At 37.2% G+C, this 26,798-nt stretch carries 27 protein-coding genes and 1 pseudogene; 26 read left to right on the forward strand and 2 right to left on the reverse strand.

The window, feature by feature from the left end:
* Positions 1 to 105: 105 nt before the first annotated feature.
* Entirely contained in the window at positions 106 to 936 is an 831-nt protein-coding gene (locus tag HMPREF2802_RS00610; RefSeq protein WP_070502434.1) for an NAD(P)-dependent oxidoreductase, read from the forward strand.
* Between the two features lie 71 nt (positions 937 to 1,007).
* Here the strand turns inward: HMPREF2802_RS00610 and HMPREF2802_RS00615 are convergent, their stop codons facing one another.
* The gene (locus HMPREF2802_RS00615; RefSeq protein ID WP_070502435.1) at positions 1,008 to 2,192 is read right to left on the reverse strand and encodes an MFS transporter; all 1,185 of its coding nucleotides are present in this window, start codon (positions 2,190 to 2,192) and stop codon (positions 1,008 to 1,010) included.
* A gap of 263 nt (positions 2,193 to 2,455) precedes the next feature.
* Between HMPREF2802_RS00615 and HMPREF2802_RS00620 the strand changes: the two are divergent.
* The 14 genes and pseudogenes from HMPREF2802_RS00620 to holA all read left to right on the forward strand — a co-directional run bounded on the left by HMPREF2802_RS00620 (position 2,456) and on the right by holA (position 13,594).
* Positions 2,456 to 3,148: pseudogene (locus HMPREF2802_RS00620) on the forward strand (flavin reductase family protein).
* A 192-nt stretch (positions 3,149 to 3,340) separates the two neighbouring features.
* Positions 3,341 to 4,042: a 5'-methylthioadenosine/S-adenosylhomocysteine nucleosidase gene (mtnN, locus tag HMPREF2802_RS00625; protein WP_070502436.1), complete on the forward strand. Its 702-nt coding sequence runs from the start codon at positions 3,341 to 3,343 to the stop codon at positions 4,040 to 4,042.
* Positions 4,043 to 4,044: 2 nt separating this feature from the next.
* A complete protein-coding gene (locus tag HMPREF2802_RS00630) occupies positions 4,045 to 4,572 on the forward strand; it encodes a YqeG family HAD IIIA-type phosphatase (RefSeq protein WP_070502437.1) in 528 nt (175 codons plus the stop codon).
* Positions 4,573 to 5,679, forward strand: a complete 1,107-nt coding sequence (gene yqeH, locus HMPREF2802_RS00635; protein WP_070502438.1) for a ribosome biogenesis GTPase YqeH — start codon at positions 4,573 to 4,575, stop codon at positions 5,677 to 5,679.
* A 12-nt stretch (positions 5,680 to 5,691) separates the two neighbouring features.
* Positions 5,692 to 6,498, forward strand: a complete 807-nt coding sequence (gene aroE / locus HMPREF2802_RS00640) for a shikimate dehydrogenase (protein WP_070502439.1) — start codon at positions 5,692 to 5,694, stop codon at positions 6,496 to 6,498.
* 2 nt (positions 6,499 to 6,500) lie between these two features.
* Complete coding sequence (yhbY, locus tag HMPREF2802_RS00645) at positions 6,501 to 6,794, forward strand: ribosome assembly RNA-binding protein YhbY (protein WP_002471069.1); 294 nt, start codon at positions 6,501 to 6,503, stop codon at positions 6,792 to 6,794.
* The gene (locus HMPREF2802_RS00650; protein ID WP_070502440.1) at positions 6,794 to 7,372 is read left to right on the forward strand and encodes a nicotinate-nucleotide adenylyltransferase; all 579 of its coding nucleotides are present in this window, start codon (positions 6,794 to 6,796) and stop codon (positions 7,370 to 7,372) included. The genes yhbY and HMPREF2802_RS00650 overlap by 1 nt, the downstream gene beginning before the upstream one ends.
* Entirely contained in the window at positions 7,365 to 7,949 is a 585-nt protein-coding gene (yqeK, locus tag HMPREF2802_RS00655; protein ID WP_070502441.1) for a bis(5'-nucleosyl)-tetraphosphatase (symmetrical) YqeK, read from the forward strand. Before HMPREF2802_RS00650 ends, yqeK begins: the two co-directional genes overlap by 8 nt.
* Positions 7,950 to 8,303 (forward strand): ribosome silencing factor, encoded by a 354-nt coding sequence (gene rsfS, locus HMPREF2802_RS00660; RefSeq protein ID WP_070502442.1) that lies wholly within the window; start codon positions 7,950 to 7,952, stop codon positions 8,301 to 8,303.
* Positions 8,304 to 8,305: 2 nt separating this feature from the next.
* A complete protein-coding gene (locus tag HMPREF2802_RS00665) occupies positions 8,306 to 9,022 on the forward strand; it encodes a class I SAM-dependent DNA methyltransferase (protein ID WP_070502443.1) in 717 nt (238 codons plus the stop codon).
* Positions 9,023 to 9,070: 48 nt separating this feature from the next.
* Positions 9,071 to 9,790 (forward strand): helix-hairpin-helix domain-containing protein, encoded by a 720-nt coding sequence (locus tag HMPREF2802_RS00670; protein ID WP_070502444.1) that lies wholly within the window; start codon positions 9,071 to 9,073, stop codon positions 9,788 to 9,790.
* Between the two features lie 74 nt (positions 9,791 to 9,864).
* Entirely contained in the window at positions 9,865 to 10,323 is a 459-nt protein-coding gene (locus HMPREF2802_RS00675; RefSeq protein ID WP_070502445.1) for a ComE operon protein 2, read from the forward strand.
* A gap of 142 nt (positions 10,324 to 10,465) precedes the next feature.
* Positions 10,466 to 12,559 (forward strand): DNA internalization-related competence protein ComEC/Rec2, encoded by a 2,094-nt coding sequence (locus HMPREF2802_RS00680; RefSeq protein WP_218085166.1) that lies wholly within the window; start codon positions 10,466 to 10,468, stop codon positions 12,557 to 12,559.
* A 60-nt stretch (positions 12,560 to 12,619) separates the two neighbouring features.
* Positions 12,620 to 13,594 (forward strand): DNA polymerase III subunit delta, encoded by a 975-nt coding sequence (holA, locus tag HMPREF2802_RS00685; protein WP_070502446.1) that lies wholly within the window; start codon positions 12,620 to 12,622, stop codon positions 13,592 to 13,594.
* 67 nt (positions 13,595 to 13,661) lie between these two features.
* Here the strand turns inward: holA and rpsT are convergent, their stop codons facing one another.
* On the reverse strand, positions 13,662 to 13,913 hold the full coding sequence (rpsT, locus tag HMPREF2802_RS00690) for a 30S ribosomal protein S20 (protein WP_049405621.1): 252 nt from the start codon (positions 13,911 to 13,913) through the stop codon (positions 13,662 to 13,664).
* Between the two features lie 453 nt (positions 13,914 to 14,366).
* On the opposite strand from rpsT, the gene lepA reads away from it, so the two are divergent.
* The 11 genes from lepA to HMPREF2802_RS00745 all read left to right on the forward strand — a co-directional run bounded on the left by lepA (position 14,367) and on the right by HMPREF2802_RS00745 (position 26,787).
* Entirely contained in the window at positions 14,367 to 16,190 is a 1,824-nt protein-coding gene (gene lepA / locus HMPREF2802_RS00695) for a translation elongation factor 4 (protein ID WP_002471033.1), read from the forward strand.
* 82 nt (positions 16,191 to 16,272) lie between these two features.
* Positions 16,273 to 17,397, forward strand: a complete 1,125-nt coding sequence (gene hemW / locus HMPREF2802_RS00700) for a radical SAM family heme chaperone HemW (protein WP_070502447.1) — start codon at positions 16,273 to 16,275, stop codon at positions 17,395 to 17,397.
* Between the two features lie 111 nt (positions 17,398 to 17,508).
* On the forward strand, positions 17,509 to 18,489 hold the full coding sequence (hrcA, locus tag HMPREF2802_RS00705; protein ID WP_002471081.1) for a heat-inducible transcriptional repressor HrcA: 981 nt from the start codon (positions 17,509 to 17,511) through the stop codon (positions 18,487 to 18,489).
* Between the two features lie 24 nt (positions 18,490 to 18,513).
* Positions 18,514 to 19,167: a nucleotide exchange factor GrpE gene (gene grpE, locus HMPREF2802_RS00710; protein WP_070502448.1), complete on the forward strand. Its 654-nt coding sequence runs from the start codon at positions 18,514 to 18,516 to the stop codon at positions 19,165 to 19,167.
* A 52-nt stretch (positions 19,168 to 19,219) separates the two neighbouring features.
* On the forward strand, positions 19,220 to 21,064 hold the full coding sequence (gene dnaK / locus HMPREF2802_RS00715) for a molecular chaperone DnaK (RefSeq protein WP_070502449.1): 1,845 nt from the start codon (positions 19,220 to 19,222) through the stop codon (positions 21,062 to 21,064).
* Between the two features lie 119 nt (positions 21,065 to 21,183).
* Complete coding sequence (gene dnaJ / locus HMPREF2802_RS00720) at positions 21,184 to 22,317, forward strand: molecular chaperone DnaJ (protein WP_070502450.1); 1,134 nt, start codon at positions 21,184 to 21,186, stop codon at positions 22,315 to 22,317.
* Between the two features lie 3 nt (positions 22,318 to 22,320).
* The gene (gene prmA, locus HMPREF2802_RS00725) at positions 22,321 to 23,259 is read left to right on the forward strand and encodes a 50S ribosomal protein L11 methyltransferase (RefSeq protein ID WP_070502451.1); all 939 of its coding nucleotides are present in this window, start codon (positions 22,321 to 22,323) and stop codon (positions 23,257 to 23,259) included.
* A gap of 2 nt (positions 23,260 to 23,261) precedes the next feature.
* Complete coding sequence (locus HMPREF2802_RS00730) at positions 23,262 to 24,014, forward strand: 16S rRNA (uracil(1498)-N(3))-methyltransferase (protein WP_070502452.1); 753 nt, start codon at positions 23,262 to 23,264, stop codon at positions 24,012 to 24,014.
* Positions 24,015 to 24,019: 5 nt separating this feature from the next.
* Complete coding sequence (mtaB, locus tag HMPREF2802_RS00735; protein WP_070502453.1) at positions 24,020 to 25,366, forward strand: tRNA (N(6)-L-threonylcarbamoyladenosine(37)-C(2))-methylthiotransferase MtaB; 1,347 nt, start codon at positions 24,020 to 24,022, stop codon at positions 25,364 to 25,366.
* A gap of 243 nt (positions 25,367 to 25,609) precedes the next feature.
* Positions 25,610 to 25,786 (forward strand): 30S ribosomal protein S21, encoded by a 177-nt coding sequence (rpsU, locus tag HMPREF2802_RS00740; protein ID WP_002471046.1) that lies wholly within the window; start codon positions 25,610 to 25,612, stop codon positions 25,784 to 25,786.
* A 290-nt stretch (positions 25,787 to 26,076) separates the two neighbouring features.
* A complete protein-coding gene (locus HMPREF2802_RS00745; protein ID WP_070502454.1) occupies positions 26,077 to 26,787 on the forward strand; it encodes an NfeD family protein in 711 nt (236 codons plus the stop codon).
* Positions 26,788 to 26,798 lie beyond the last annotated feature (11 nt).

Here is a 26,798-nt window from a genome sequence, read left to right on the forward strand (position 1 = left end):
TCCTCAATAGATTTATGATTTTTTGTCATAAGTATAATTCTAATTATATATTTTACGCATAGTTTGATGCAAAGTTAAAATAGTAACTATTAGGAGGCGTTTACAATGAAAAAAATCGGTTTTGTAGGTCTAGGAAATATGGGGGCTGGAATGGCAAAGAATTTACAAAAATCTGGCTTCCAAGTTCTGGCATATGACCTTGATAAAGATAAAATTAATGAATTAGCAAAAGAGGGCATTCAAGGTTGTGACTCCATAAAAGAAGTTACTGAACAAGTTGATGATGCAGTCATTACGATGGTGCGCAATCAAGCACAAACAGAAGATGTCATCTTCGGAGACAATGGTATCACGTCTGCAAATAACCACGATGTAACTGTAGTAGTCATGAGTACGCTCAATCCAACGATTATGGAAGATCTTGAAAAGAAAGTTTCAGATTATAAGTTAAATCTTCTTGATGCGCCTGTTAGTGGTAGTTTATCTGGTGCTGAGAAAGGGAGTTTAGCTATCTTCTCATCTGGTGCTCAAGAGACTAAGTCACAACTCAAACCTTACTTTGAAGCGATGGGATCTCATATCTTTGACTTAGGAGATAAGATCGGAGCAGGGCAAGCAGCTAAATTAGCAAATAACCTCTTATTAGGTATCAACATGGTAGGTATTTCAGAAGCTGTGAAATTTGGTAATAGTTATGGTCTTGAAGAAGAAGATGTACTCGATATCGTTGAAGTAAGTACAGGTAATAGTTGGGCAGCGAACAACTGGGGTGAAATTAAAGAATATAAAAATAATGGTACGTTAGATGCGATTTATAAAGACTTAACTTCTGTTATCGCTGAATCGACTAAAAATAAAACATTTGTGCCAGTTAGTGCTCTCGTCCTCAACGTCCTTCACAATTCAATGGATAGTGAAGATAATCAAAATAAATAACTATTCTATAGAGAAAGCCTCAATCGTAGCGGTGTTATATCCGAACGATTGAGGCTTATTTATAAATTCTACTATTTTGCTGTATCAGGGTTAATACCTTTCGGAATAAAGAAGCTAACGATTAACGCAGCTAAAGCGATTAAACTGAGAATGCTAAAGGCTACGAAATAATGTGTGAGCTTTTCTAAATAGATTGAAAGTACTGGTGCGATTGCGGTACCAAGGAACAAGATAAAGGTATTTACTGATAGGAAAAAACCGCGGTTCGTCGCTGCAAGCATACCCACTTTAGAGATCACAGATGGAATACAGAATGCAACACCTGCGACAAATACGATACTAAAGAAAGTAATGATAACAATGTTGGAAGTAATACCTAAACCGATGAGTGAAATAATTTGGGCTACAAGCGCAATTTTAATCACCCAAATGACACTCAACTTGTCACTAATACGACCCGCAAATAACGATAAAATCATGCCAATAATACCTAACAACTTAACAACAAAGGTCGTCGTTAAATCACCATGTACAAAGTGAGATTTAATATAGTCATTAAGAATAGTATACATACTGATAAAATTAGTGAGTAAAGTTAATGAAATAAAGAAACATCCAATGACTGATTTATATAAGAATATATCTTTAAAGTGACTCATGAAACGTGAAAGTTTAATATCTGGGTTACGATATGGACTTTCCGGAACAAGTTTCGAAACGACGAAAGTTAAGATGATATAAAGTACACTGAGTACTATATAAGTGACACGCCATCCGTAAGCATTGGATAGGATTTCACTTAAGTTCTGACCGATAATACCTGAGAGCATAAAGCTTGTACTAATGAAACTAATCGCCGTCACACGTTTAACAGGGGGATACATCTCAGTCGTATACGCTAAGGAAACAGGCGAGAACGTCGCTGCGAATATACCTTGGAATACTCTAAGAACTAGTAATAAGCCAAAGGAATTTACAAATCCAATACCGAGTGAAACTACAACGAGTCCTACTAGTCCAATAAGGATAATTTTAATACGACCAAATTTATCTGAAATGACACCATAAAGTAAACAACTAATTGAATAGGCCAGTGAGAAGACCACGCCATTCAAAGTTGCTGTAGCTTTAGAGATGCCGAAATCTTTCGCAATGTGGGGTAGCATAGGAATAGCTGCATATAAGCTACACATTACAATGATACCAGTGATAAAGAACACTGTAGTAATTCGATTATATTTAAGCTCTTGTTCCATAACATTCACCTTTCTATTTTATTTGCCTGTGATATTATCACACGAAGATAAACGTATTTAAAGTGTAAAATTTAATTTTTCACAAATTGATAACAAACTATTTATTCTTAACATTAATACGAATACAAATTTTCTTAAAGTTTGCACGTTTTATTCTTTTAAAAAGATTAAGTTGATTACGTGCAATAATAAATGTATAAGTATTTATTATGAATCGAAGTTAGTTAACAAGGGTATAGAACAACAACAAGGAGGTATAAAAAATGCAATATTCACCAAAACAAGGAACAAGAAGTCACGGACTTCCACATGATCCATTTAAAAGTAGCACTGTACCGTGACCTATAGGCTGGTTATCCACAACATCTAAAGATGGCAAAGATAATTTAGCTCCCTACAGTCAATATCAGAATTTAACATGGGATCCTCCTATGGTTATGTTCGCAGCTAACCAATCTGTATTGGGTGACCATGAACGTAAAGATACTGTGAAGAACATCGAAGAAACAGGTTGGTTCGTTTGGAACATGGCAACATATGATTTAAGAGAAGCAGTCAATCTTTCAGCGAAAGCACTCGATTATGACGTAGACGAATTCGATTACGCTGGTGTAACGAAAGAAGAATGTATTGAAGCACCAGGTTATCGCGTTAAAGAAAGTCCTATCCATTTCGAGTGTGAATATGTACAAACAATACGTATTCCAACTGGCGATCCAGTTTCAACCGTCGATATCGTTATTGGCCGTGTCGCGCACGTGCATATTGATGATCGTTTCATCACTGACGAAGGTAAGATCGATATCCCATCTATTCGTCCGATTGCACGTTTAGGTTATTATGACTACACAGTAGTAGATCAAATATTCGAAATGAAAGCACCTGCTGCTTCTAAAGAAGAGTTAGCCGGCTTAGAAGGACGTAACTTCGATAATAAATCCGATGACGATGAATAATACGACTTTAAACAATATAAAGTCGGTGAGATAAATAGAGAGTTTGTTATAAACACCTGCGCGGACTTAGAGTGATTATATTCATCTGTGCAGGTGTTTTTACGTTGAAGAAATGACCTCGCATGATCGAGGAATGTTCGAAGTTATGGTAAAATAACTAAAGCATTAAATATATCAACGAGGTGACAAATCATGATAGGTATTATTGGCGCTATGGAAGAAGAAGTAGCGATACTTAAAGATCAATTAACTCAATTAGATGAAATACATATTGCTCATGTCAAGTTCTATCGTGGGCAACTCAACGGTCATGAAGTAGTGTTAACGCAAAGTGGCATTGGTAAAGTTAACGTAGCCATTTCTACCACACTATTAATCCACGAATTTAAGCCCGATGTCATCATTAATACAGGATCAGCGGGTGCACTTGATGGTGAATTAAATGTAGGAGACGTGGTCGTGAGCGAAAGCGTGGCTTATCATGATGCAGATGCACAAGCTTTCGGATATGAGCTCGGTCAAATTCCTCAAATGCCAGCACAATACGCAGCTGATGCAGAACTATTAGAGCTAACGACTGAAGCGATTGAAGCGCAATCATTAACGGCTCAAAAAGGGCTCATCGTAAGTGGAGATAGCTTTATCGGTACGAATACACAGAGAGAAACGATACGCGTTGCATTCCCAGATGCTCTCGCGGTTGAGATGGAAGCGACAGCGATTGCACAAACTTGTTACCAGTTTAACGTACCGTTTATTATTACACGTGCCATTTCAGATTTAGCTAATGGAGAAGCTGAATTATCCTTTGAAGCATTTCTGAAAAAAGCTGCACAATCTTCAAGTCAAGTTGTAGAGAATTTAGTGAATAAAATAGGGCAAAAAGGTGACTAACTATGGGTTTGATTAAAAAATACTTTATGCCAAATGCATACGTGCAATCTATCCATCAAATTGATTTAGCACAGTTATCCCAAAGTGGCGTTAAAGGAATTATTACAGATTTAGATAATACATTAGTAGGCTGGGATGAAGCAGATCCTACACCAGAAGTGAGACAATGGTTCCAACAATTACAATTCTTGGGTATTACTGTAACCATTGTCTCAAATAACAATAAACAACGAGTAGGAAGCTTTTCTAAATCGCTAGATGTCGATTACATTTTCAAAGCCAAGAAACCAATGGGCAAAGCATTTAAGAAAGCAATTCAACGCATGGGGCTTCAGCCTAGTGAGACTGTCGTTATTGGCGACCAAATGATGACAGATGTCTTTGGTGGAAATAATCGAGGTCTTTATACGATTATGGTCGTACCCGTTAAACAAACAGATGGCTGGATAACGAAATTAAATCGCATGATTGAACGTCGTTTATTAAATCACTTTAGACGTAAAGGTTATATCAAATGGGAGGAATCGTGATTGAGTGAAACAGAAGTACTAAGATGTATAGGTTGCGGTGCGCCGCTTCAATCTGAAGATCCTAAGACACCAGGCTATGTACCTGAACATAATTTATTCCGAGATGATGTCGTATGTAAGAGATGTTTCCGTCTTAAACATTACAACGAAGTGCAAGATGTCGGTATGGACAGCGAAGATTTTCTTAACTTACTAAATACGCTTGCAGATAAAAAAGGTATCGTCGTCAATGTAGTCGATGTCTTTGACTTTGAAGGTTCGTTTATTAACGCAGTGAAACGTATCGTCGGTAATAAGAAGATTATTCTTGCAGCGAATAAAGTTGACCTTTTACCTAAACAAATTAATAAAAACAGAGTAAGAGACTGGTTACGTCGCACAGCCCGTAAGTATGGCTTAGACGCTGAAGCAGTCGTACTACTCTCTGCCCAACACAATAAAGGTATTCAAGATTTAATTGAGGCTATCAATAAAGTTCGTCGCAATGAAGATGTCTATATTGTAGGTACGACGAATGTAGGTAAGTCTACATTAATTAATCGCTTAATTGAGCAAAGTGTGGGCGAGAAAGACGTCGTTACAACTTCCCGCTTCCCAGGTACGACTTTGGATATGATTGATATTCCTTTAGATGAAACATCATTTATGTACGATACTCCAGGAATTATCCAAGACCATCAGATGACACACTATGTGACACCTGAAGAGTTGAAGACGATTATTCCTAAGAATGAAATCAAACAACGTGTCTATCAGTTAAACGAAGGACAAACGTTATTCTTCGGAGGGCTCGCTCGAATCGATTATGTTAGCGGCGGCCGCCGTTCACTCGTCTGCTACTTCTCAAACGAACTCAACATTCATCGTACGAAGACAGAGAAAGCAGATGACTTGTGGCACAACCACTTAGGCGAAATGCTTACACCACCGACTTCTGCGTCTCATTTCGATTTATCACAAGTTAAGCGTGTACGTTTAGAAACGGGTAAAGAGAAACGTGACGTGATGATTTCAGGATTAGGTTTTATCACCATTGAAGCAGGCGCTAAAGTAGTGGTTCACGTTCCTAAAGACGTTGATGTTGTATTACGTAAATCTATAATGTAAGGGGGAGCAATTATGAAATTCGCTGTCATAGGTCATCCTATTGCGCATTCGTTATCACCCGTCATGCACGAAGCGAACTTCAGTGCTTTAGGACGTGATGATACGTATGAGGCGCTCGATATACCGCCGGAACAGTTTGACGATATTAAGGAAATTATTTCTTCAAGAAATTTAGATGGCTTTAACATTACTATCCCACATAAAGAACGCATTCTCCCATATCTCGATGACATTGACGTACAAGCTCACGATTTAGGAGCAGTTAATACAGTTAAAATTGTGGATGGTCAATGGATTGGTTACAACACCGATGGCATCGGCTACGTTAAAGGCTTACAGTCGGTATACCCGGACTTAGGTAATGCTTATATATTAATACTCGGAGCAGGTGGTGCCAGCAAAGGCATTGCTAATGTACTAAATCACGTTGTTAAACCTAAACTATCTGTTGCTAACCGTACGATGCAGCGTTTTGATAATTGGAACTTAGATGTCAATAAACTCACTTTACAACAAGCAGAAGCACACTTAAGTGAATTTGATATCATTATTAATACGACGCCAGCGGGTATGAGTAGTAATAGAGATGTTGTTATTTCATTAGATCAACTCGATGAGCGCACATTAGTAAGCGACATCATTTACACACCAAGCAAGACAGCATTTTTACTCCAAGCAGAAGAAAACGGAAACGAAATTTATAATGGATTAGACATGTTTATCAATCAAGGTGCCGAAAGCTTTAGAATATGGACGGGTGAAACACCTAATACAGAAGCTATGAAACAAACTGTCATTAAACATTTAGAAGGAGAGTAGTTATGTTAACAGGAAAGCAGAAACGCTATTTACGTAGCTTAGCGCATAATATTGAACCGACATTCCAAATTGGCAAGGCTGGAATTAATGAGAATATGGTAGAGCAGTTAAAAGATATCTTAGAAAAAAGAGAGCTCATTAAAGTTCACATTTTACAAAATAACTTCGAGGATAAGAAAGAATTAGCAGCCAATTTAAGTGAGTTGACTGAAAGTGAGCTCGTTCAAGTTATAGGGTCAATGATCGTCTTGTATAAAGCGTCTTCAGAGAATAAACAGATTCACTTACCCTCATAATGACACATCAAGCTGAATCAATCGTCCTCTATGGCGGTCAATTTAACCCAATACACACTGCTCATCTCATGGTGGCGAGTGAAGTTTATCACACACTTAAGCCCGAACGTTTCTTCTTCTTGCCAAGCTATATGTCACCGTTGAAGTCACACAAAGATGCCTTAGACTCAAAGCATCGTGTGGCTATGGTGAACTTAGCGATTGAAACGTTAGGTTTTGGAGAAATTTGCTATTTGGATTTAGAAAGAAAAGGTCAAAGTTACACCTACGATACGATATGTACGCTTCGTGAATCCTATCCAGATAGCAAGATATACTTTGTGATTGGCACTGACCAATATGAGCAACTCGATAAGTGGTATCATATAGAAGATTTAAAATCTTTAGTGACATTTGTCGTCGTGAATCGAGGAACATCACAACAAGAAGTTGATCCCTCAACGGTGAGTGTCACGATACCACGCTTAGATATTAGTTCAACTATGATTCGTCAGCGCATACAAGAACGACACAATATTCAGGTCCTCGTACCACCACTCATTCAACAATATATTGCAGAGGAGAACTTGTATGAATAAATCAGAAGCGATTGAATTAATTAAAAAGAAATTACCTGATAAACGCTATCAACACTCATTACGTGTGGCAGATACTGCTGTGAAATTAGCACGTATTTACGAAGGTGATGTCGATAAAGCAGAGATGGCCGGCATCTTACATGACTATTGTAAATATGATGATTTAGGTTATATGTACCAAATTGTAAGACAGCATGATTTAGATCCGAATCTCTTGAGCTTTGGAGGAGAGATCTTACATGGCCCAGTGTGTGCTGCACTGATGAAATCAGAATATGATATAACAGACGATGAGATTCTAACAGCTATCGCTTACCATACAACAGGTCGTGCTCAGATGACTAAAACTGAAAAGATAGTCTTTATTGCTGATTATATCGAGCCTGAACGTCAAATACCAGGCGTTGAAGAAATCCGAGATATGGCATACAATCAAGGTAGCTTAGATCATACAATTTATGAAATTTCTAAGCGAACTGTACTTTATTTAATTAGCAATGACATTACCGTTTTTAATACAACAATCGAATGTTTAAATTATTATAACTATAGTGATGAAAGAGTAAAGGATGATTAAATGAAATCAAGCGAGTTATTAAATATTGTGATAGAAGCAACTGAGAATAAGAAAGCAGAAGATATTATTTCACTTGATATGCAAGGTATTAGTGATATGACGGACTATTTCGTCGTCTGTCACGGGAATAACGAACGCCAAGTTCAGGCCATTGCACGTTCAGTGAAAGAAACTGCGCACGAGCAAGGATTAGATGTTAAACGAATGGAAGGTTTCAACGAAGGGCGTTGGATCCTCATAGACTTGGCGGATGTAGTCATCCATGTCTTTCATAAAGACGAACGTAACTACTACAATCTTGAGAAATTATATCAAGATGCACCACTTAAAAATTACAATCAGGCAGTTTATTAAATATGGTACAATATCACGAATTAAGTCAGTTCTATGATAGTCTCACACGTGACCAACCTTACACGTCATGGCGAGACATTATAGAACATTATCGAGAGCATCGACAAACACTGTTAGATATAGGCTGCGGAACTGGTAATCTTACTACTCTATTACGTGGTTTTGATACAGTGTTTGGTATGGATTTAAGTATTGATATGCTTACCCTAGCTGAGCAGAAGTCATCGAATGTTCAATGGGTTGAAGGCGATATGACTGATTTTGATCTCGGTCTACAGTTTGACATCGTAACTATTCTGTGTGATTCCTTAAATTATTTAGCTTCTGAAGAAGAGGTTAAGCAAACTTTCGAAAGTGTTTATCAACATCTCGCTCCAAGTGGTTTGCTCATTTTCGATGTCCATACTGAGCATAAAATGCAAACTTGGTTCAACAATCAATGTTATATCGATGAAACAGATCAAGTATTTCTCGCTTGGGAAGCTGTAAGAGGCGAGGAACCCCTCAGTGTATGGCATGACTTAACCTTTTTCGTTCAGAATGAAGATCACACGTATCATCGCATTAACGAATCACATTATCAGAGAACCTATACCCAAGACACTTATCTTAAAATGCTTCAAGAGCAAGGTTTCATTGTTATTAATACGTTTACTGACTTTGAGTATGACGCATGCGACGCTAAAGGCAATCGTTTATTCTTTATCGCAAAAAAATAAAGTAAAATCACTCCGAACTACGTGTATATAGTAAAGGAGTGATTTTTTATGTCTTGGGATTTAACTCAAATTAAAGCTCTAGTGATGAAATACAAGATTTATGTCATCATCGCATGTGTCGCTTTATGCGTACTCGCTTTTTACTTTGTGTCTCATATAGGCCAAAGTAATGACTTGAAGGCTGAGGATGCAACGTTACAAGAACAAGCCTTTAAAGCGACAGATGCACAAGGAAGGAATAACGGAACCACGAATGGAGCTTCAAGTTCTGGGGCTAGCAATACATCAAATACTAAGGTTGAAGAAATTTACGTTGATATTAAAGGCGCAGTAAAGCATCCTAATATTTATCGCATGATGTCTACAGATCGACTCAAGCAGCTATTAGATAAAGCACAACCGACCTCTCAAGCCGATTTAACTCAAATTAACTTAGCAGAAAGGCTTACTGATCAAAAGCTCATCGTCATTCCAAAGAAAGGGGAACAAGCAGCTGGTACTAGTGGCGCGTCACCAGGAACAACCGCCTCAACTAGTGCGACGACAGGTTCAGCGAGTAGTAATACATCTGTGGATAAACAAGTCAATATTAATACAGCCACGGAAAGTGATTTGCAATCAATACCTGGAATAGGACCTTCTAAAGCGAAATTGATTATTGAATATAGAGACACAAACGGTGCCTTTGATTCTGTAGAGAAGATCAAGGAAGTGAATGGTATCGGCGAGAAGACCTTCGATAAATTAAAGGACTATCTCACAGTTTAAAATCTATTGCATTCTAACGCTGTAAGACTTAACCTAGAAGTATTAAATCAAGAATAGAACACGGAGGATCAAAGATGAAACGATTACAATGGGAAGAGTACTTTATGGCACAAAGCCATCTACTTGCTTTGCGTTCAACTTGTACACGTCTCTCAGTAGGCGCAACAATAGTGAAAGACAATCGCATTATTGCAGGAGGGTATAATGGTTCAGTTGCTGGTGAAGTACACTGTATCGATGAAGGCTGTCTTATAGAAGATGGTCATTGTATACGTACGATTCATGCAGAGATGAATGCTTTGCTTCAATGTGCTAAACAAGGTGTATCAACAGAAGGGGCAACTATTTATGTCACTCACTTTCCTTGCCTAAATTGCACAAAGTCAATTATTCAAGCCGGAATCAAGAAGATTTATTACGCAGAAGATTATCATAACCATGACTACGCTCTCAGACTGCTCAATCAATCTCATATTGAATATAAGAAAATTCCTTTCGATAAAGAGAATGTCGCGCAGTATTTAATGGACTAAGATGTTTTACTTAACACTCGCTTACTTAATAGGTATTCTCTTTCTTTACCACCGTTACATGGCTGTATGTTTGTTGTTAACTTTAATAGTTATAATGTATCGCAAGCGCGTTAGCAAATTAATTACAGTAGGCTGCCTCATATTGCCATGGGTCAGTGGATATTATTTCCATTATCAAGATTTGCGCCACCAACAAGCATATAGTGCGCAGTTGTTACATCCTGAACTGCAAGGTCGTGCTACTTTCACCGATCAAGCGATGCATAATGGATCATCACTTCGCGGCCACGTCTCCATAAATGATAATTCATATTCTTATCATTATTTTTTACGACAACCAAACAATATACCTCCCTTAGCTCCCGGAACTCAATGTGAAGTCAAAGGGGAGCTAAAGTATTTAAGTGATTCTCCATATAGTCCGCAGTATTTCTTTATCAAAGATATTAATTTAAACAGTTGCCAAGCAAATTCGAAAGCTTCTCTCAGTTTGATTGAACGACATAAAAACTTTATCTATCATCAAATTTCTCATACTCATCTAGAACATCCAGGTCGTATAATTGCGCTCGTGTCCGGAGATACGAGTTATTTAAGTGAACAAGAAGTCTCAGAAGTAAAAAATTTAGGTATTTATCATCTCATTGCAGTAAGTGGCTCTCATATTGCGATTATATGTTCGATTACGTATGCGTTACTTCTAAGACTAAACGTTCCATTGTTCTATATTAAACTCACTTTATTGTTTTTGTTACCAGTTTACGGTCTTTATACTGATTTAGCGCCTAGCGCACTCAGATCCATTTTTACAGTTATGTTAGTCATTCTGATTCCATCGCGCTTTTACCATCATGCTTTAGATATCGTAGGCGCCTCATTTATTTTATTAACGCTTATTTTTCCACATTTTTTATTCGATATTGGATTTCAATTTTCTTACTTAATCACACTTTTTATCTTATTGTCACAACCACTGTTAGACGAAACTTCAGTCATTAAAAGTTTGCTTTACATGACATTTATAGCTCAACTCGGTTCCTTTCTCATTAGTGCCATTCATTTTAACGAAGTACAATGGATAGGGCTATTTGCTAATCTCATTTTTGTACCATTTTATTCAATTGTTTTATTTCCTCTAGCAATATTTTACTTTGCTTGGTTACATTTAAAGATACCTATAAATACACTAGATTATTTCATTAATATGATGTTTAATATTCATGATTATATCGTACGTTGGATTTTACAACTCAATCATTTTAAATGGTTTATTCCCCAGTTAAATGAAATGTTGCTGACATTATTGTTACTTGTTTTATTAAGTATATTATACTTCTTTGTAGCTCGGCGGTTTATAACTGCACTTATAGTTTGTATAGGCTTATTTTTAATTCTGCAATTTTTCCCGGCTCATCATGTTAATCGTTTGACCATGCTCAATGTAGGACAAGGAGATGCTTTTTTAGTTGAAAGTAAAAAGGGACAGACTTTGATGATTGATACAGGAGGCAAACATCTTCGTCCAGGAGAAGTCGATAAACATCAAATTAGTAAGTATCATATTCTTCCAACTTTTAAAAAGAGAAATATTACGAGTATAGACTATTTAATTATTACTCACCCGCATGCGGATCATATGGGAGAATTGGACTATTTACTCACACAAATTAAAGTGAAACATCTTATCCTGAACCCTCATAGTTATACACCACAACAGCTCACACATCTTACCGAACGTTTAAGTCAGTGGAAAGGTAACGTCATAGATTTTCGTCAAATGCCACAACTCACTTTTGATGAATATCAACTCCAATTATTAGATGCGACGCATGATACGAGTGATGATTTAAACGAACACTGTATCATTACTTTAATGCAATTCCGAGATAAACATTTACTCTTCATGGGAGATGCCACAGTGAGAAATGAAGAGACCTTATTGCAACAATATCAATTACCACCAATTGATATTCTGAAAGTAGGACATCACGGTAGTAAGACGAGTTCCAGTCAGGCATTTATCGATGCGATTCATCCCCGTGTGAGTCTCATTTCAGCCGGTAAAAATAATCGCTATCATTTACCAAACAAAGAAGTAGAAGAAAGATTGAACGATAACCAATCAGCAATACTGACCACGGTCGAGAATGGTGAAATCACCCTTGATTTGGAAACTTCTATTGAGAGTATGCTAAAGCCATGGAAAATATATGAGCCTTTAAAATCGTCGGAATAACGTCGTAATACATGCTATAATAAATAAGCGATGTTGATTTAGAAAGGAAGCTAATACACTATGAGTGACATGATATATACAATTTATGGTGAAGTTCCTGAACTCATTGAGAAGAAAGCGAACGAGCTGGTTGAAGAATATTTAGATGAGCCTAAGGATGACTTTAACTATATTAGATACAATATGTACGAAGACTCACTGAATCAAATTATTGAAGAAACATTGACTATGCCTTTCTTTTCAGATAAAAAAGTCGTGATAGTGCAAAATGCATTCGTCTTTACAGGTGAGAAAGCACCAAAAGACGTTAATCCAAATATTGAGGGGCTCATTGAGTTTTTAAGTAAATATGATGGTTCGACGTTACTCATATTTGAAGTCAATCACAATAAATTAGATGAGCGGAAGAAATTAGTAAAAACGCTCAAGAAACAAGCCAACTTGATTAAAATAGAGCAGATGTCTGAGAAAGAAATGAAAAACTGGATCAAAAGTTATTTACATGAGAACTACAAAGATATCAAGGAAGATGCGTTGAACTTATTTATTGAATTGACAGGTATTAATTACAACATTATTAAACAAGAGTTTGAAAAATTACAGTTATTCTTGGGGGACCGTCCAACGATTAATCGTCAAGATGTACATGATATCGTAAACCGTAGTTTGGAACAGAATGTCTTTTTACTCACCGACTATATACAAAAAGGCAATAAAGACAAAGCGATTCATCTAGTGAGAGATTTGATAGCTATGAAAGAGGAGCCTATTAAATTGCTTGCACTCATAACGAGTAATTATCGATTGTTCTACCAAAGTAAGATACTCAATGAGAAAGGGTATAGCGGACAACAAATCGCAAAGACAGTGAACGTGCATCCTTATCGAGTGAAGCTCGCTTTACAACAAGCGCGCTACTATCAGTTGCATCAACTTTTAAATATTATTAATAACTGTGCTGAAACAGATTATAAACTGAAATCTTCTTATATGGACAAACAGCTCATTTTAGAACTGTTTATTCTGTCTCTCTAGCAATTTTAAAATCACACATAAAAAGAGGCTAAGACTCATTGAGCCTTGGCCTCTAATTAAGTAATAATTATTTGCTAGCAGACATTAATTTTGATTTAATTCTGTCCGCTTTATTTGAGTGAATTAAATTACGTTGAGCTGCTTTGTCGACTTTTTTAAGTGCGAAGCTCACTAATTCATCTTTCTCACTAGCATTTGTTTCGATAGCTGTTTTAGCACGTTTCACAGCTGTACGCATAGCGTTTTTCTGTGAAATGTTACGGTGTTCAACTTCTTCAGTTTTTCTCACACGTTTAACTGCAGATTTAATATTTGGCATATCTGTCACCTCCTAGATTAGGCTACCATATCAAAATAATTTTTGATTACAACAAGAAATATTTTATCAAAACAGTTCTCATTCTGCAATCATTTATTTAATACAGATACATAACATTATAACTGTATCATAAGTGATTGGAAAGTCTCTGCATAATTTATATAATAATAGATGTAGCATGGTAACGTAAAGAGGAAGAACTGTGAAATAGCGATTTATCACAACCGAGGAATAATCTTAACCCATGTAACTCTTTAATAAATAGATAATAGGTTTAAGATGAGGTTACAGGTATCCGCCTTTAATTTAACTTCAACTTTAAATGTATGAACACAAAGTATGTTCTGAGACTTAACACTATCGGCTTAGAACTCTTGCAATTAAAGGTTAAAAACGTTACTATGACAAAGATGTTTAATAATCAGGGTAATATGAAAGCGAGAAGGATATGACATGGATAATCAAGAACGATTAAATCGTCGAAAATATATACGAAACTTTTCTATTATTGCGCATATTGACCACGGTAAATCAACTTTAGCTGACCGTATATTAGAGAATACAAAGTCAGTTGAATCACGCGAAATGCAAGATCAATTACTCGATTCAATGGATCTTGAAAGAGAACGCGGTATCACAATTAAATTGAATGCTGTGCGTTTAAAATATGATGCTAAAGATGGCAATACATATACATTCCATTTAATCGACACACCAGGACACGTCGATTTCACTTATGAAGTCTCACGTTCACTGGCAGCATGTGAAGGTGCGATTCTTGTCGTCGATGCAGCACAAGGTATCGAGGCCCAAACCTTAGCTAACGTTTACCTCGCCTTAGATAATGATTTGGAACTGCTACCTGTTGTTAATAAGATTGACTTGCCAGCAGCTGAACCTGAACGAGTGAAACAAGAGTTAGAAGATGTTATAGGTTTAGATCAAGATGATGTAGTGCTCGCTAGTGCCAAATCTAATATCGGCATCGAAGAAATTCTAGAACAAGTCGTCGAAATGGTACCACCACCTGAAGGCGATCCTCAAGCGCCTCTTAAAGCGCTCATCTTCGACTCTGAATATGATTCATATCGCGGTGTAATTTCAGCTATCCGTGTAATGGAAGGTGTCGTTAAAGCTGGTGACCGTATTAAGATGATGGCGACAGGTAAAGAGTTTGAGGTAACTGAAGTTGGAATTAATACGCCTAAAGATTTACCGGTTGAAGAACTCACTGTTGGGGATGTAGGTTACATTATCGCAAATATTAAAAATGTCGATGACTCACGTGTAGGTGATACGATTACTCACGCGAACCAACCAGCTCCAGAGCCATTAAAAGGTTATAAAAAGATGAATCCTATGGTCTTCTGTGGATTATTCCCAATCGACAACAAAGACTACAATGATTTACGTGAAGCACTGGAAAAACTTCAACTTAACGATTCATCACTTGAGTTTGAACCTGAGTCATCCCAAGCGTTAGGTTTTGGTTATCGTACAGGTTTCCTTGGAATGCTCCACATGGAAATTATTCAAGAACGTATTGAAAGAGAATTCGGCATCGGATTGATTGCAACAGCGCCTTCAGTTATCTACCAATGTATTTTGAAAACGGGCGAAGAGGTGTCTGTAGACAATCCTGCACAAATGCCAGAGCGTGATCAAATTGAAGCTGTCTATGAACCATTCGTTAGAGCTACAATGATGGTTCCTAATGATTACGTAGGTCCTGTGATGGAGCTCTGTCAACGCAAACGTGGTCAGTTTATTAATATGGATTACTTAGATGATATTCGTGTTAACATCATCTATGAAATTCCATTAGCTGAAGTAGTATTCGACTTCTTTGATCAATTGAAGTCTCAAACGAAAGGCTACGCATCATTTGATTACGAATTCATCGATAATAAGGAAAGTAATCTCGTTAAGATGGACATTTTACTTAATGGTGACAAAATCGATGCATTGAGCTTTATCGTACATCGTGACTTTGCTTACGAAAGAGGTAAAGCTTTAGTTGAAAAGCTGAAAACATTAATACCTCGTCAACAATTCGAAGTGCCAGTACAAGCAGCAATTGGTCAAAAAATCGTTGCTCGTACGAACATTAAATCAATGGGTAAAAACGTTCTATCTAAATGTTACGGCGGGGACATTAGCCGTAAACGTAAGCTGTTAGAAAAACAAAAAGCTGGTAAAGCTAAAATGAAAGCAGTGGGGAACGTAGAAATACCACAAGACGCATTCTTAGCAGTCCTTAAGATGGACGACGAATAATATATACTCGTAAAGGCAAGGGTGAATTCCAGACATTTCATGGAGTTCACCTTTCGTTTTTCAAGAAAAAGTGAGGGTTAGCATGAAAGTTCAAAGTGCCTATATTCATATACCGTTCTGTGTACGTATTTGTACTTACTGTGATTTCAATAAATATTTTATACAGAATCAGCCCGTGGATGAATATCTCAGTTGTTTAATTAAGGAAATGAAGACAAGTGAAGTACGTCAGCTTAAAACATTATTTGTGGGTGGTGGAACGCCAACCGCTTTATCTGAAGCACAGCTAGAAAGATTACTTCAAGCCATCACGTCATTGTTCACTATTGAAGATGAATTTAGCTTCGAAGCCAACCCTGATGAGTTAACGCTGAACAAAGTTCGTCTGCTCAAAAAATATGGTGTAAACCGTTTATCAATGGGTGTTCAAACTTTTAATCCACAACTTCTGGAATTACTCGGTCGTACACACGCGCCAGAAGATATTTATCAAGCTATAGATAACGCGCGTCAAGTCGGCATTGAATCGATAAGTTTAGATTTAATGTATCATTTACCACAGCAAAGTTTAGATGATTTCAAAGAAAGTTTAGATATTGCACTTTCACTAAACATTGATCATATTTCCAGTTACGGTCTCATATTAGAACCACAAACGCAATTCTATAATATGTATCGTAAAGGAAAGCTCAAGTTACCTTCAGAAGATGTTGGGGAAGAAATGTATACGTATTTAATAGAACGGCTGAATCAAACCAGTTTCCATCAATATGAGATCTCTAACTTTGCTAAAAAAGGACATGAATCTGAACATAATAAAGTATATTGGAAAAACGAGGGATACTACGGTTTCGGCGCTGGTGCCAGTGGTTATGTTGATGGTGAGCGTTATACCAATGTTAATCCTGTCAATCATTACATTAAAAAGATTCAAGCGGGGGAACGACCCGTGCTACACTCAACTCGACCTACGATTCAAGAACAAATGGAAGAAGAGATGTTCTTAGGTTTACGAATGAACAAGGGTGTAAGTATCAAACGCTTTGAAGAAAAATTTGATCAATCTATTGATCAAATCTATGGTCAAACATTAAATCAACTTGTTTCAGATGGTCTTATTGAAATCAACGATGGATATATTTCACTAACTAAAAGAGGCAAAGTGATTGGCAATGAAGTATTTGAAGCATTTTTACTCAGCGTATAAACTTTCTCAAAAATTTTTTCAAAAAAACGTGCTTTAACATTGACTTACTTTGACCAATTTGATAAATTATAATTAGCACTTGAAACAAAAGAGTGCTAATGAGGTGAAAACATGATAACTGAGAGACAATTAAGCATACTGAATGCAATTGTTGAAGATTATGTTGATTTAGGACATCCAATAGGTTCAAAGACGTTGATTGAACGACATCAACTCGATGTTAGTCCAGCAACGATCCGCAATGAGATGAAAGCTTTAGAAGAGTTTGACCTTATCGAGAAGACACACACGTCTTCAGGAAGAACGCCTTCAGTTCAAGGTTTCAGACATCATGTAGATTATCTATTGGATCAAGCATCTCATCAACAACAAAGTAAGACCCAACGTTTGAAAACGCTAATGGCTTCCAATCATTACAATATTTCGTCTGCACTCAGTGAATTCGCGGATGAAATTTCTAAAGCGTCACAATACACAACGTTGGTAATGAGACCAGATCATAAACAAGATGTAATTAATGACATTCATTTGGTTCGAGCAAATGCATTTCTTGTCATTATGATTGTCGTTTTCACTTCAGGCCATGTCGAACATTTGCATCTTGCATCACAAGCTCCGTTGACTAACGAAACACTCACAAAGATAGCAAATTTCGTCAGTGCGCAATTCAAACATCAACGAGATGTTCGTTTTGATAGTGAAATCAATATGTTCACTAATTCTCCAACTGAGAGAGATTTTATTAAAAACCTCGTCTCATCTTTGGAAGTGCATATTGATGAACAAAGTAATGGCATTTTTACCGGTGGAAAGGTTAAACTAATTGATGCGTTAAACGAACAGAATGTATCATCAATCCAACCTATCTTACAGTACATTGAATCACATAAGATTACGCAGTTATTAGATTCGATGTCTGATGCACCGATTAACGTTAAGATAGGGGATGAGATTGACGATCATTTAAGCGACATTTCCATCATTACAAGTGATTATCATATCGATGATAATTTACGTGGACAAATTGCAATTATCGGACCAATTGCAATGCGATATCAAAACGTTATCCAGTTGCTAAATGCAATTTGGTAAGACGTGACAATTGGAGGGCAGACAATGGCAGAAAAAAATGAATCAGTCAACAGTCAAACTGATGCTCAAGAAGAAGTTCAATCTCAAGATGTAGAACAAGAAACTTCAGAAGAGCAAGCATCAACTGAACAAACTGATGTTAATTCTGACGCTCAAAATGAATCATCTTCACAAACGACATCAGATGAAGAAACAACTGCTGATGAGGAAGAAAATGTTGATCCTAAAGATGAAGAGATTCAACAATTAAAAGAACAAGTTAAAGAAAATGAAGACAAATATTTAAGATTGTACGCGGAATTCGAAAATTATAAACGCCGCTTACAAAAAGAAAATCAAACGATGAAAAAATATCAATCACAAAGTGTACTTACTGACATCTTACCTACGATTGACAACATCGAACGCGCATTGCAAATCGAAGGTGAAGATGAACAGTTTCAATCACTTCAAAAAGGCGTTAAAATGGTTCACGAAAGCTTGCTAAAAGCACTGGAAGATAACGGACTCGAAGTTATCAAAACAGACGGTGAACAATTTGACCCTAACTATCATCAAGCAGTAATGCAAGATGATAACCCTGATTATGAATCAGGTCAAATCACTCAAGAACTACAAACAGGGTATAAATTGAAAGACCGTGTACTTCGACCTTCAATGGTTAAAGTAAATCAATAATAAGTAAATAAATCACAACACTAACTGATTACGATATAGGAGGAATTTCTTTATGAGTAAAGTAATAGGTATTGACTTAGGTACAACAAACTCTTGTGTAGCTATTTTAGAAGGTGACGAACCAAAAGTAATTCAAAACCCAGAAGGTGCGAGAACAACACCATCAGTAGTTTCATTCAAAAATGGAGAAACTCAAGTAGGTGAAGTTGCTAAACGTCAAGCAATCACTAACCCTAACACTGTTCAATCTATCAAACGTCACATGGGTACTGACTATAAAGTAGACATCGAAGGTAAATCATACACACCTCAAGAATTATCAGCAATGATTCTTCAAAACTTGAAAAAAACTGCTGAAGACTACTTAGGTGAAAAAGTAGAAAAAGCAGTTATCACTGTTCCAGCATATTTCAACGATGGTGAACGTCAAGCAACTAAAGACGCTGGTAAAATCGCTGGTTTAGAAGTTGAACGTATTATCAACGAACCAACAGCAGCTGCTTTAGCTTACGGTTTAGACAAAACTGAACAAGATCAAAAAGTACTTGTATTCGACCTTGGTGGCGGTACATTCGACGTTTCTATCCTTGAATTAGGTGACGGTGTATTTGAAGTACTTGCTACAGCAGGTGACAACAAACTTGGTGGTGACGACTTTGACCAAGTTATCATCGACTACCTCGTAGAAGAATTCAAGAAAGAAAATGGTATCGACTTATCAAAAGATAAAATGGCTTTACAACGTCTTAAAGACGCTGCAGAAAAAGCTAAAAAAGACTTATCAGGTGTATCTCAAACTCAAATTTCATTACCATTCATCTCAGCAGGAGAAAGTGGTCCATTACACTTAGAAATCAACTTAACTCGTTCTAAATTCGAAGAACTTGCTGATTCACTTGTACAAAAAACTATGGATCCTACTCGTCAAGCACTTAAAGACGCTGGTCTTTCAAACAGTGAAATCGACGAAGTTATCTTAGTTGGTGGTTCAACTCGTATTCCTGCAGTTCAAGAAGCTGTTAAGAAAGAAATTGGTAAAGACCCTCATAAAGGTGTTAACCCAGACGAAGTTGTAGCTATGGGTGCAGCTATCCAAGGTGGTGTCTTAACAGGTGATGTTAAAGACGTTGTACTTCTTGACGTAACACCACTTTCATTAGGTATCGAAATCATGGGTGGCCGTATGAATACGTTAATCGAACGTAACACTACTATCCCAACATCTAAATCACAAGTTTATTCAACAGCAGCAGATAACCAACCAGCCGTTGACATCCACGTATTACAAGGTGAACGTCCAATGGCATCAGACAACAAAACGCTTGGTCGTTTCCAATTAACTGATATTCCACCAGCTCCACGTGGTGTACCTCAAATCGAAGTAACATTCGATATTGATAAAAACGGTATCGTTAACGTAACTGCTAAAGACTTAGGTACTAACAAAGAACAAAACATCACTATCCAATCTAGCTCTTCATTATCTGATGAAGAAATCGACCGCATGGTTAAAGATGCTGAAGAAAATGCTGAAGCTGACGAAAAACGCCGTGAAGAAAGTGATTTACGTAACGAAGCAGATAGCCTCGTATTCCAAGTTGAAAAAACAATCTCTGACTTAGGCGACAACATCAGCGAAGAAGACAAATCTAACGCTGAAGAGAAAAAAGATGCGCTTAAATCAGCGCTTGAAGGCGAAGACTTAGAAGATATTAAATCTAAGAAAGAAGAACTAGAAAAAGTTGTTCAAGATTTATCAGCTAAAGTTTATCAACAAGCACAAGAACAAGCGCAAGCTCAACAAGGACAACAAGGTCAAGAAGCAGGTTCACAAGATAGCAATGTAGAAGATGCTGATTTCAAAGAAGTTAACGACGACGATAATCAACAAAAATAATGCATCACAATCAAATATGTGAAACAATTGCTTAGCCAACATAAGTCAAAGTCAATTGAACATTGGCTTTGACTTTTTCCTTTTTAATCAAGAAAATATCGTTAAAGGAGAGAGATCAATTGGCCAAAAGAGATTATTATGAGGTCTTAGGTGTCAGCAAAGATGCTTCTAAAGACGAAATCAAAAAGGCTTATCGTAAACTATCTAAAAAGTATCATCCTGATATTAACCAAGAAGAAGGCGCAGATGAGAAGTTTAAAGAGATTTCTGAAGCCTATGAAGTTCTAAGCGATGAGAATAAACGTGCAAATTATGACCAATTCGGTCACGATGGCCCTCAAGGTGGCTTTGGCAGTCAAGGATTCGGTGGCGGCCAAGACTTTGGTGGCTTTGGCGGCGGCTTCGAAGATATCTTCAGCTCATTCTTCGGCGGTGGTCGTCAACGTGATCCGAATGCACCACGTAAAGGTGACGACTTACAATACAATATGACAATTACTTTCGACGAAGCTGTATTTGGTGCTGAGAAAGAAATTTCAATTCGCAAAGATGTGACTTGTCACACTTGTCATGGTGAAGGTGCCAAACCAGGAACTAAGAAGAAAACTTGTCATTACTGTAATGGGGCAGGTCATGTGTCAGTTGAACAGAATACGATCCTCGGTCGTGTAAGAAGCGAGAAAGTCTGCCCAGTATGTAATGGTTCTGGCCAAGAGTTTGAAGAGAAATGTCAAACTTGTCATGGTAAAGGTACTGAAAATAAAAACGTTAAGATCAATGTTAAAATTCCTGAAGGTGTCGATAATGAACAACAAATTCGACTTGCCGGTGAAGGTGCGCCAGGTGAAAACGGCGGGCCACAAGGTGACTTATTTATCGTCTTCCGAGTGAAACCTTCTCAAACGTTTGAACGTGAGGGCGACGACATCTTCTACAATCTCAACATTACATTTACTCAAGCAGCACTAGGTGACGAAATCAAAGTGCCTACACTCAAAAGCAAAGTCATGCTTACTATTCCAGCTGGAACGCAAACAGGTAAGCAGTTCAGAATGAAAGATAAAGGTGTGAAAAATGTACATGGCTTTGGTTACGGCGATTTATTCGTTAATGTCAATGTACAAACACCGACTAAGTTAAATGATCGTCAGAAAGAATTACTCAGAGAGTTTGCTGAAGAGAGTGGCGAGAAGGTAGAAGAGCAACCAACTAATTTCAAAGATAGAGCGAAACGCTTCTTTAAAGGAGAATAAATCATGGACTGGACCGAGATATCAATTACAGTGAATCATGAAGCAATGGACAGTGTCACACAAATATTAGAGCGACACGGTTCTAATGGCGTAGTTATAGAAGATTCAAGTGATTTAAATGGTGAATTCGGGGATCGTTTTGGTGAAATTTATGAACTTGACCCTAATGACTATCCAGATCAAGGTGTTAGAGTTAAAGCTTACTTTAACGAACTCGAATACAACACACAACTCGAAGAAACGCTAAAATCTGAAGTGTCACAGCTTCAAACGTTAAATCAATCTTTGTACCATTACGAAACTCAAACAATTCAGGAAGTAGACTGGGCGAATGAATGGAAGAATTATTTCCATCCATTCAAAGCTTCGGAACGTTTTACTATCGTTCCTAGCTGGGAAGAATACGACCGTAAAGATGATCAAGAATTATGTATTGAACTTGATCCAGGCATGGCATTCGGTACAGGAGATCACCCAACGACGAGTATGTGTTTAAAAGCGATTGAGCGCTACGTATCTCCTCATCACTCTGTAATTGATGTCGGTACCGGTTCAGGTATCTTAAGCATTGCAAGTTACTTGCTTGGCGTTAAAAAGATTAAAGCTATAGACGTGGATGATATGGCGGTTCAAGTCGCAGAAGAGAACTTTGAGAAAAACCACTGCTTACAAGCGATTGAAACTGAAGCGAGTAATTTATTAACAAATGAAGATGGACATTATGACATCGTTATTGCTAATATTTTAGCTCACATTATTGATGAAATGATTGAAGATGCTTATAATACTTTAAATGAAGAAAGATATTTTATTACTTCAGGTATTATAACTGAAAAAGAACAAGATATTGTAAATCATATGAAGCGTGTTGGATTTTCAATCATTTCAACTACCCATGACAACGGCTGGGTATGTATCGTAGGACAGAAAGTGAGCGAATAGTCATGCAAAGATACTTTATTGACCAAAACGCTGATGAAAATCAGCGTTTTTTTATTACAGATTCAAATGATATTCACCATATCGTGACGGTCATGCGCCATCAGGAAGGCCAGCATATTATTGTTAATTTCAATGATCAGAACGTTTATCAATGTGAGATTATCAAGATAGCTGAAGATGTTATAGAATTGAGCTTAGCTAAAAAGCTTGATATTCAAACTGAATTACCTCAAGAAATCACAATATGCAGTGGCTTGATTAAAGCTGATAAATATGAATGGCTTTTACAGAAAGCGACTGAACTTGGGGCAAGCCACTTTATCGCTACACGTATGGATCGTTCTGTAGTCAAACTGACCGAGAGCAAAGTGCAGAAAAAACTTCAACGTTGGGAAAAAATAATTAAAGAAGCTGCGGAACAGAGTTACCGCTTAAATATCCCAACGATAGATTATGTATCGAATTTAAAGGCATTATATGATACTATAGAACAATATGACTATGTACTTATCGCTTATGAAGATGCTGCCAAAAGTGGGGAAACAAGCATGCTTAAGCGAGTAATCAGTCAGATGGACAACCAAGATCGAGTGCTAGTCATCTTCGGACCAGAAGGCGGCTTGTCTGAAGCAGAAATTCAATTATTTAAACATGTGGCATATCAGGTCGGATTAGGACCTCGCATATTACGGGCAGAAACTGCACCACTTTATGTGCTCAGTGCAGTGAGTTATCAAAAAGAATTAATGGGGTGATATTAATGTCCACAGTTGCTTTCCACACTTTAGGCTGTAAAGTGAATCATTATGAAACAGAAGCGATATGGCAATTATTCAAAGAAGCAGATTACGATAGAGTTGATTTTAACACTAACGCAGATGTGTTCGTGATTAACACATGCACAGTGACAAATACAGGAGATAAGAAAAGTAGACAAATTATTCGAAGAGCGATTAGACAAAATCCTGAGGCGGTCGTATGTGTCACAGGTTGTTACGCACAAACTTCTCCAGCTGAAATCATGGATATTCCTGGCGTAGATGTTGTAGTAGGTACACAAGATCGTGCGAAGTTATTAGACTACATAGAGCAGTATAAGAAAGAACGCGAACCGATTAACGGCGTAGGTAACATCATGAAGAACCGTACTTACGAAGAACTTGAAGTGCCTTACTTCACTGACCGTACGCGTGCTTCGCTTAAGATTCAAGAAGGGTGTAATAACTTCTGCACATTCTGTATCATTCCTTGGGCACGCGGTTTAATGCGTTCTAGAGATCCTGAAAAAGTAGTAGAACAAGCGAGCCAACTTGTAGATTCTGGTTATAAAGAAATTGTCTTAACTGGAATTCATACAGGCGGTTACGGTCAAGACCTAAAAAATTATAACTTGGCTCAATTATTACGTGATTTAGAAACAGTAGATGGTTTAGAACGTATCCGTATTTCATCTATTGAAGCAAGCCAACTTACGGATGAAGTGATTGACGTAATTGCACATTCAAATAAAGTCGTACGTCATTTACACATTCCGTTACAATCAGGCTCAGACAGCGTGCTTAAACGTATGCGTCGTAAATACTCAATGGCACATTTTTCTGAGCGTTTAACTAAATTACATGAAGTATTACCAGGTTTAGCTGTAACAAGTGATGTTATCGTAGGTTTCCCAGGTGAAACAGAAGAAGAGTTCCAACAAACTTACGACTTTATCGTTGATCACCATTTTTCAGAACTGCATGTCTTCCCATATTCACCTAGAATTGGTACACCAGCAGCACGTATGGATGATCAAGTAGATGAAAATGTGAAAAACGAACGCGTACATCGCTTAATTAACTTAAGTGACCAATTAGCCAAATCTTACGCTTCTAATTTCGATCAAGAAGTATTAGAAGTGATTCCTGAAGAAGAAGGCGATCAGCCAGGTACGCTCATCGGTTATGCAGATAACTACATGAAAGTACAATTTGAAGCTGATCCTTCACTCATCGGAGAGCTCGTGAAAGTTAAGATTACTCGAGCTGACTATCCAATGAACCAAGGTGAAGTACTTCGCGTTGTACAACATGCTTCAAATCAAACTGAACATGTGATGACAGTCTAATGAACAATAGATTGTAAAAAATGTAAATTTTACTAATTGACCACGTTAATAAGATATATTATACTGTGTAATAAATAGTCAGTGGTGCGTCTTACCACCTTATAGTGACTTCTTAGAATAAATAAACCGACCCAATGTTATTTCTTGAATATAAGGTTTGTTTACTCTATAGCAAGTTAATATATGTTAATGACTATTGATGAATTTAAAGTTTCGTTGATATTTGGAGGGAGGGAAATACAGATGTCTAAAACAGTAGTCCGTAAAAACGAATCACTTGAAGATGCGTTACGTCGTTTCAAACGTTCAGTTTCTAAGAGCGGTACAATCCAAGAAGTGCGTAAACGTGAATTTTACGAAAAACCAAGCGTTAAACGTAAAAAGAAATCTGAAGCTGCACGTAAACGCAAATTCAGATAATTAATTGTTCGTTGACTCCCTCAACATTAACATTAATTATAAATCTTGCCTCAGCCTTTGTGCTGGGGCTTTTTTGTTGCGTTATATCTCACTAAAAGGGCAAATCCAACCCAACTTTTACTACCTCTCGAACCACCCTCACGATCACTTAAAATTCAGTCTAAATTTGTTAATAAATCATAAATTCTAATACATATATTTTATAAATTGACTTTTTTAAACTTTCGCTTAAAAACGCTATAACCAGACTTCCGTTTCATGTATAATCTAATTGAGAGCGAGGTGAGAACATGAATACCGTCTCAGATATACATAGTTTATTTGCGACAGATATGACGGGAGATGGCAGCTGGGTAAGTCAACTTGCTAATTTCATCGTTCATCCAATTATTACCCTAATACTTACGTGTCTGATTTTCTGTGGTTTCTTATTCCAAATCTATTCTAAACGCATCAACGTGATTGGAGTATTATCCACAATTGTCTTATTAATCTTTTTCTTAGGGTTCCTACTGAAGGGCGAAGTGAACTTACTTTCGATTATCTTATTTATCTTAGGTGTCATTCTTGTCGTAATTGAATTGTTTGTCGTGGGTGCTGTGATCGGCATCATTGGTATAGGTTTAATTATTTTCAGTATCGTGACTCTCGGTAATAGTTTAGTTTATATGGTAGGCAATGTCGTCGTTGCGCTTATACTCGCAATTATCGAGTGGGTCATTCTAGTTAAGGTGTGTCATCGCACGATACCTTTATTGCAGAATGTAGTACTCAATGACTCAACTAGTGCCGAAGCTGGCTTTACATCCCACGATGACCGTTCTCATTTAGTAGGTCAAACTGCTCTGACATTAACGGATTTACGTCCGGCAGGTATGATCTCAATTGATAACGAACGTATTGATGCAGTGTCCGACGGGGCTTTTATCCTACGTAACAAACAAGTCCGTGTACTTGAAGTTGAAGGCACGCGCGTCGTTGTTCGTGAACTAGAATCTTAAAAGGAGTGGAA

This window comes from Staphylococcus sp. HMSC071G07 (genome assembly GCF_001811435.1).
Classification (GTDB): Bacteria; Bacillota; Bacilli; order Staphylococcales; family Staphylococcaceae; genus Staphylococcus; species Staphylococcus pettenkoferi.

Bases quoted from the DNA above. Each gene is read 5' to 3' on its own strand.
- HMPREF2802_RS00610 (WP_070502434.1), top strand. From the start codon at position 106: ATGAAAAAAATCGGTTTTGTAGGTCTAGGAAATATGGGGGCTGGAATG.
- HMPREF2802_RS00615 (WP_070502435.1), bottom strand. From the start codon at position 2,192: ATGGAACAAGAGCTTAAATATAATCGAATTACTACAGTGTTCTTTATC.
- mtnN (WP_070502436.1), top strand. From the start codon at position 3,341: ATGATAGGTATTATTGGCGCTATGGAAGAAGAAGTAGCGATACTTAAA.
- HMPREF2802_RS00630 (WP_070502437.1), top strand. From the start codon at position 4,045: ATGGGTTTGATTAAAAAATACTTTATGCCAAATGCATACGTGCAATCT.
- aroE (WP_070502439.1), top strand. From the start codon at position 5,692: ATGAAATTCGCTGTCATAGGTCATCCTATTGCGCATTCGTTATCACCC.
- yhbY (WP_002471069.1), top strand. From the start codon at position 6,501: ATGTTAACAGGAAAGCAGAAACGCTATTTACGTAGCTTAGCGCATAAT.
- HMPREF2802_RS00650 (WP_070502440.1), top strand. From the start codon at position 6,794: ATGACACATCAAGCTGAATCAATCGTCCTCTATGGCGGTCAATTTAAC.
- yqeK (WP_070502441.1), top strand. From the start codon at position 7,365: ATGAATAAATCAGAAGCGATTGAATTAATTAAAAAGAAATTACCTGAT.
- rsfS (WP_070502442.1), top strand. From the start codon at position 7,950: ATGAAATCAAGCGAGTTATTAAATATTGTGATAGAAGCAACTGAGAAT.
- HMPREF2802_RS00665 (WP_070502443.1), top strand. From the start codon at position 8,306: ATGGTACAATATCACGAATTAAGTCAGTTCTATGATAGTCTCACACGT.
- HMPREF2802_RS00670 (WP_070502444.1), top strand. From the start codon at position 9,071: ATGTCTTGGGATTTAACTCAAATTAAAGCTCTAGTGATGAAATACAAG.
- HMPREF2802_RS00675 (WP_070502445.1), top strand. From the start codon at position 9,865: ATGAAACGATTACAATGGGAAGAGTACTTTATGGCACAAAGCCATCTA.
- holA (WP_070502446.1), top strand. From the start codon at position 12,620: ATGAGTGACATGATATATACAATTTATGGTGAAGTTCCTGAACTCATT.
- rpsT (WP_049405621.1), bottom strand. From the start codon at position 13,913: ATGCCAAATATTAAATCTGCAGTTAAACGTGTGAGAAAAACTGAAGAA.
- lepA (WP_002471033.1), top strand. From the start codon at position 14,367: ATGGATAATCAAGAACGATTAAATCGTCGAAAATATATACGAAACTTT.
- hemW (WP_070502447.1), top strand. From the start codon at position 16,273: ATGAAAGTTCAAAGTGCCTATATTCATATACCGTTCTGTGTACGTATT.
- hrcA (WP_002471081.1), top strand. From the start codon at position 17,509: ATGATAACTGAGAGACAATTAAGCATACTGAATGCAATTGTTGAAGAT.
- grpE (WP_070502448.1), top strand. From the start codon at position 18,514: ATGGCAGAAAAAAATGAATCAGTCAACAGTCAAACTGATGCTCAAGAA.
- dnaK (WP_070502449.1), top strand. From the start codon at position 19,220: ATGAGTAAAGTAATAGGTATTGACTTAGGTACAACAAACTCTTGTGTA.
- prmA (WP_070502451.1), top strand. From the start codon at position 22,321: ATGGACTGGACCGAGATATCAATTACAGTGAATCATGAAGCAATGGAC.
- HMPREF2802_RS00730 (WP_070502452.1), top strand. From the start codon at position 23,262: ATGCAAAGATACTTTATTGACCAAAACGCTGATGAAAATCAGCGTTTT.
- mtaB (WP_070502453.1), top strand. From the start codon at position 24,020: ATGTCCACAGTTGCTTTCCACACTTTAGGCTGTAAAGTGAATCATTAT.
- rpsU (WP_002471046.1), top strand. From the start codon at position 25,610: ATGTCTAAAACAGTAGTCCGTAAAAACGAATCACTTGAAGATGCGTTA.
- HMPREF2802_RS00745 (WP_070502454.1), top strand. From the start codon at position 26,077: ATGAATACCGTCTCAGATATACATAGTTTATTTGCGACAGATATGACG.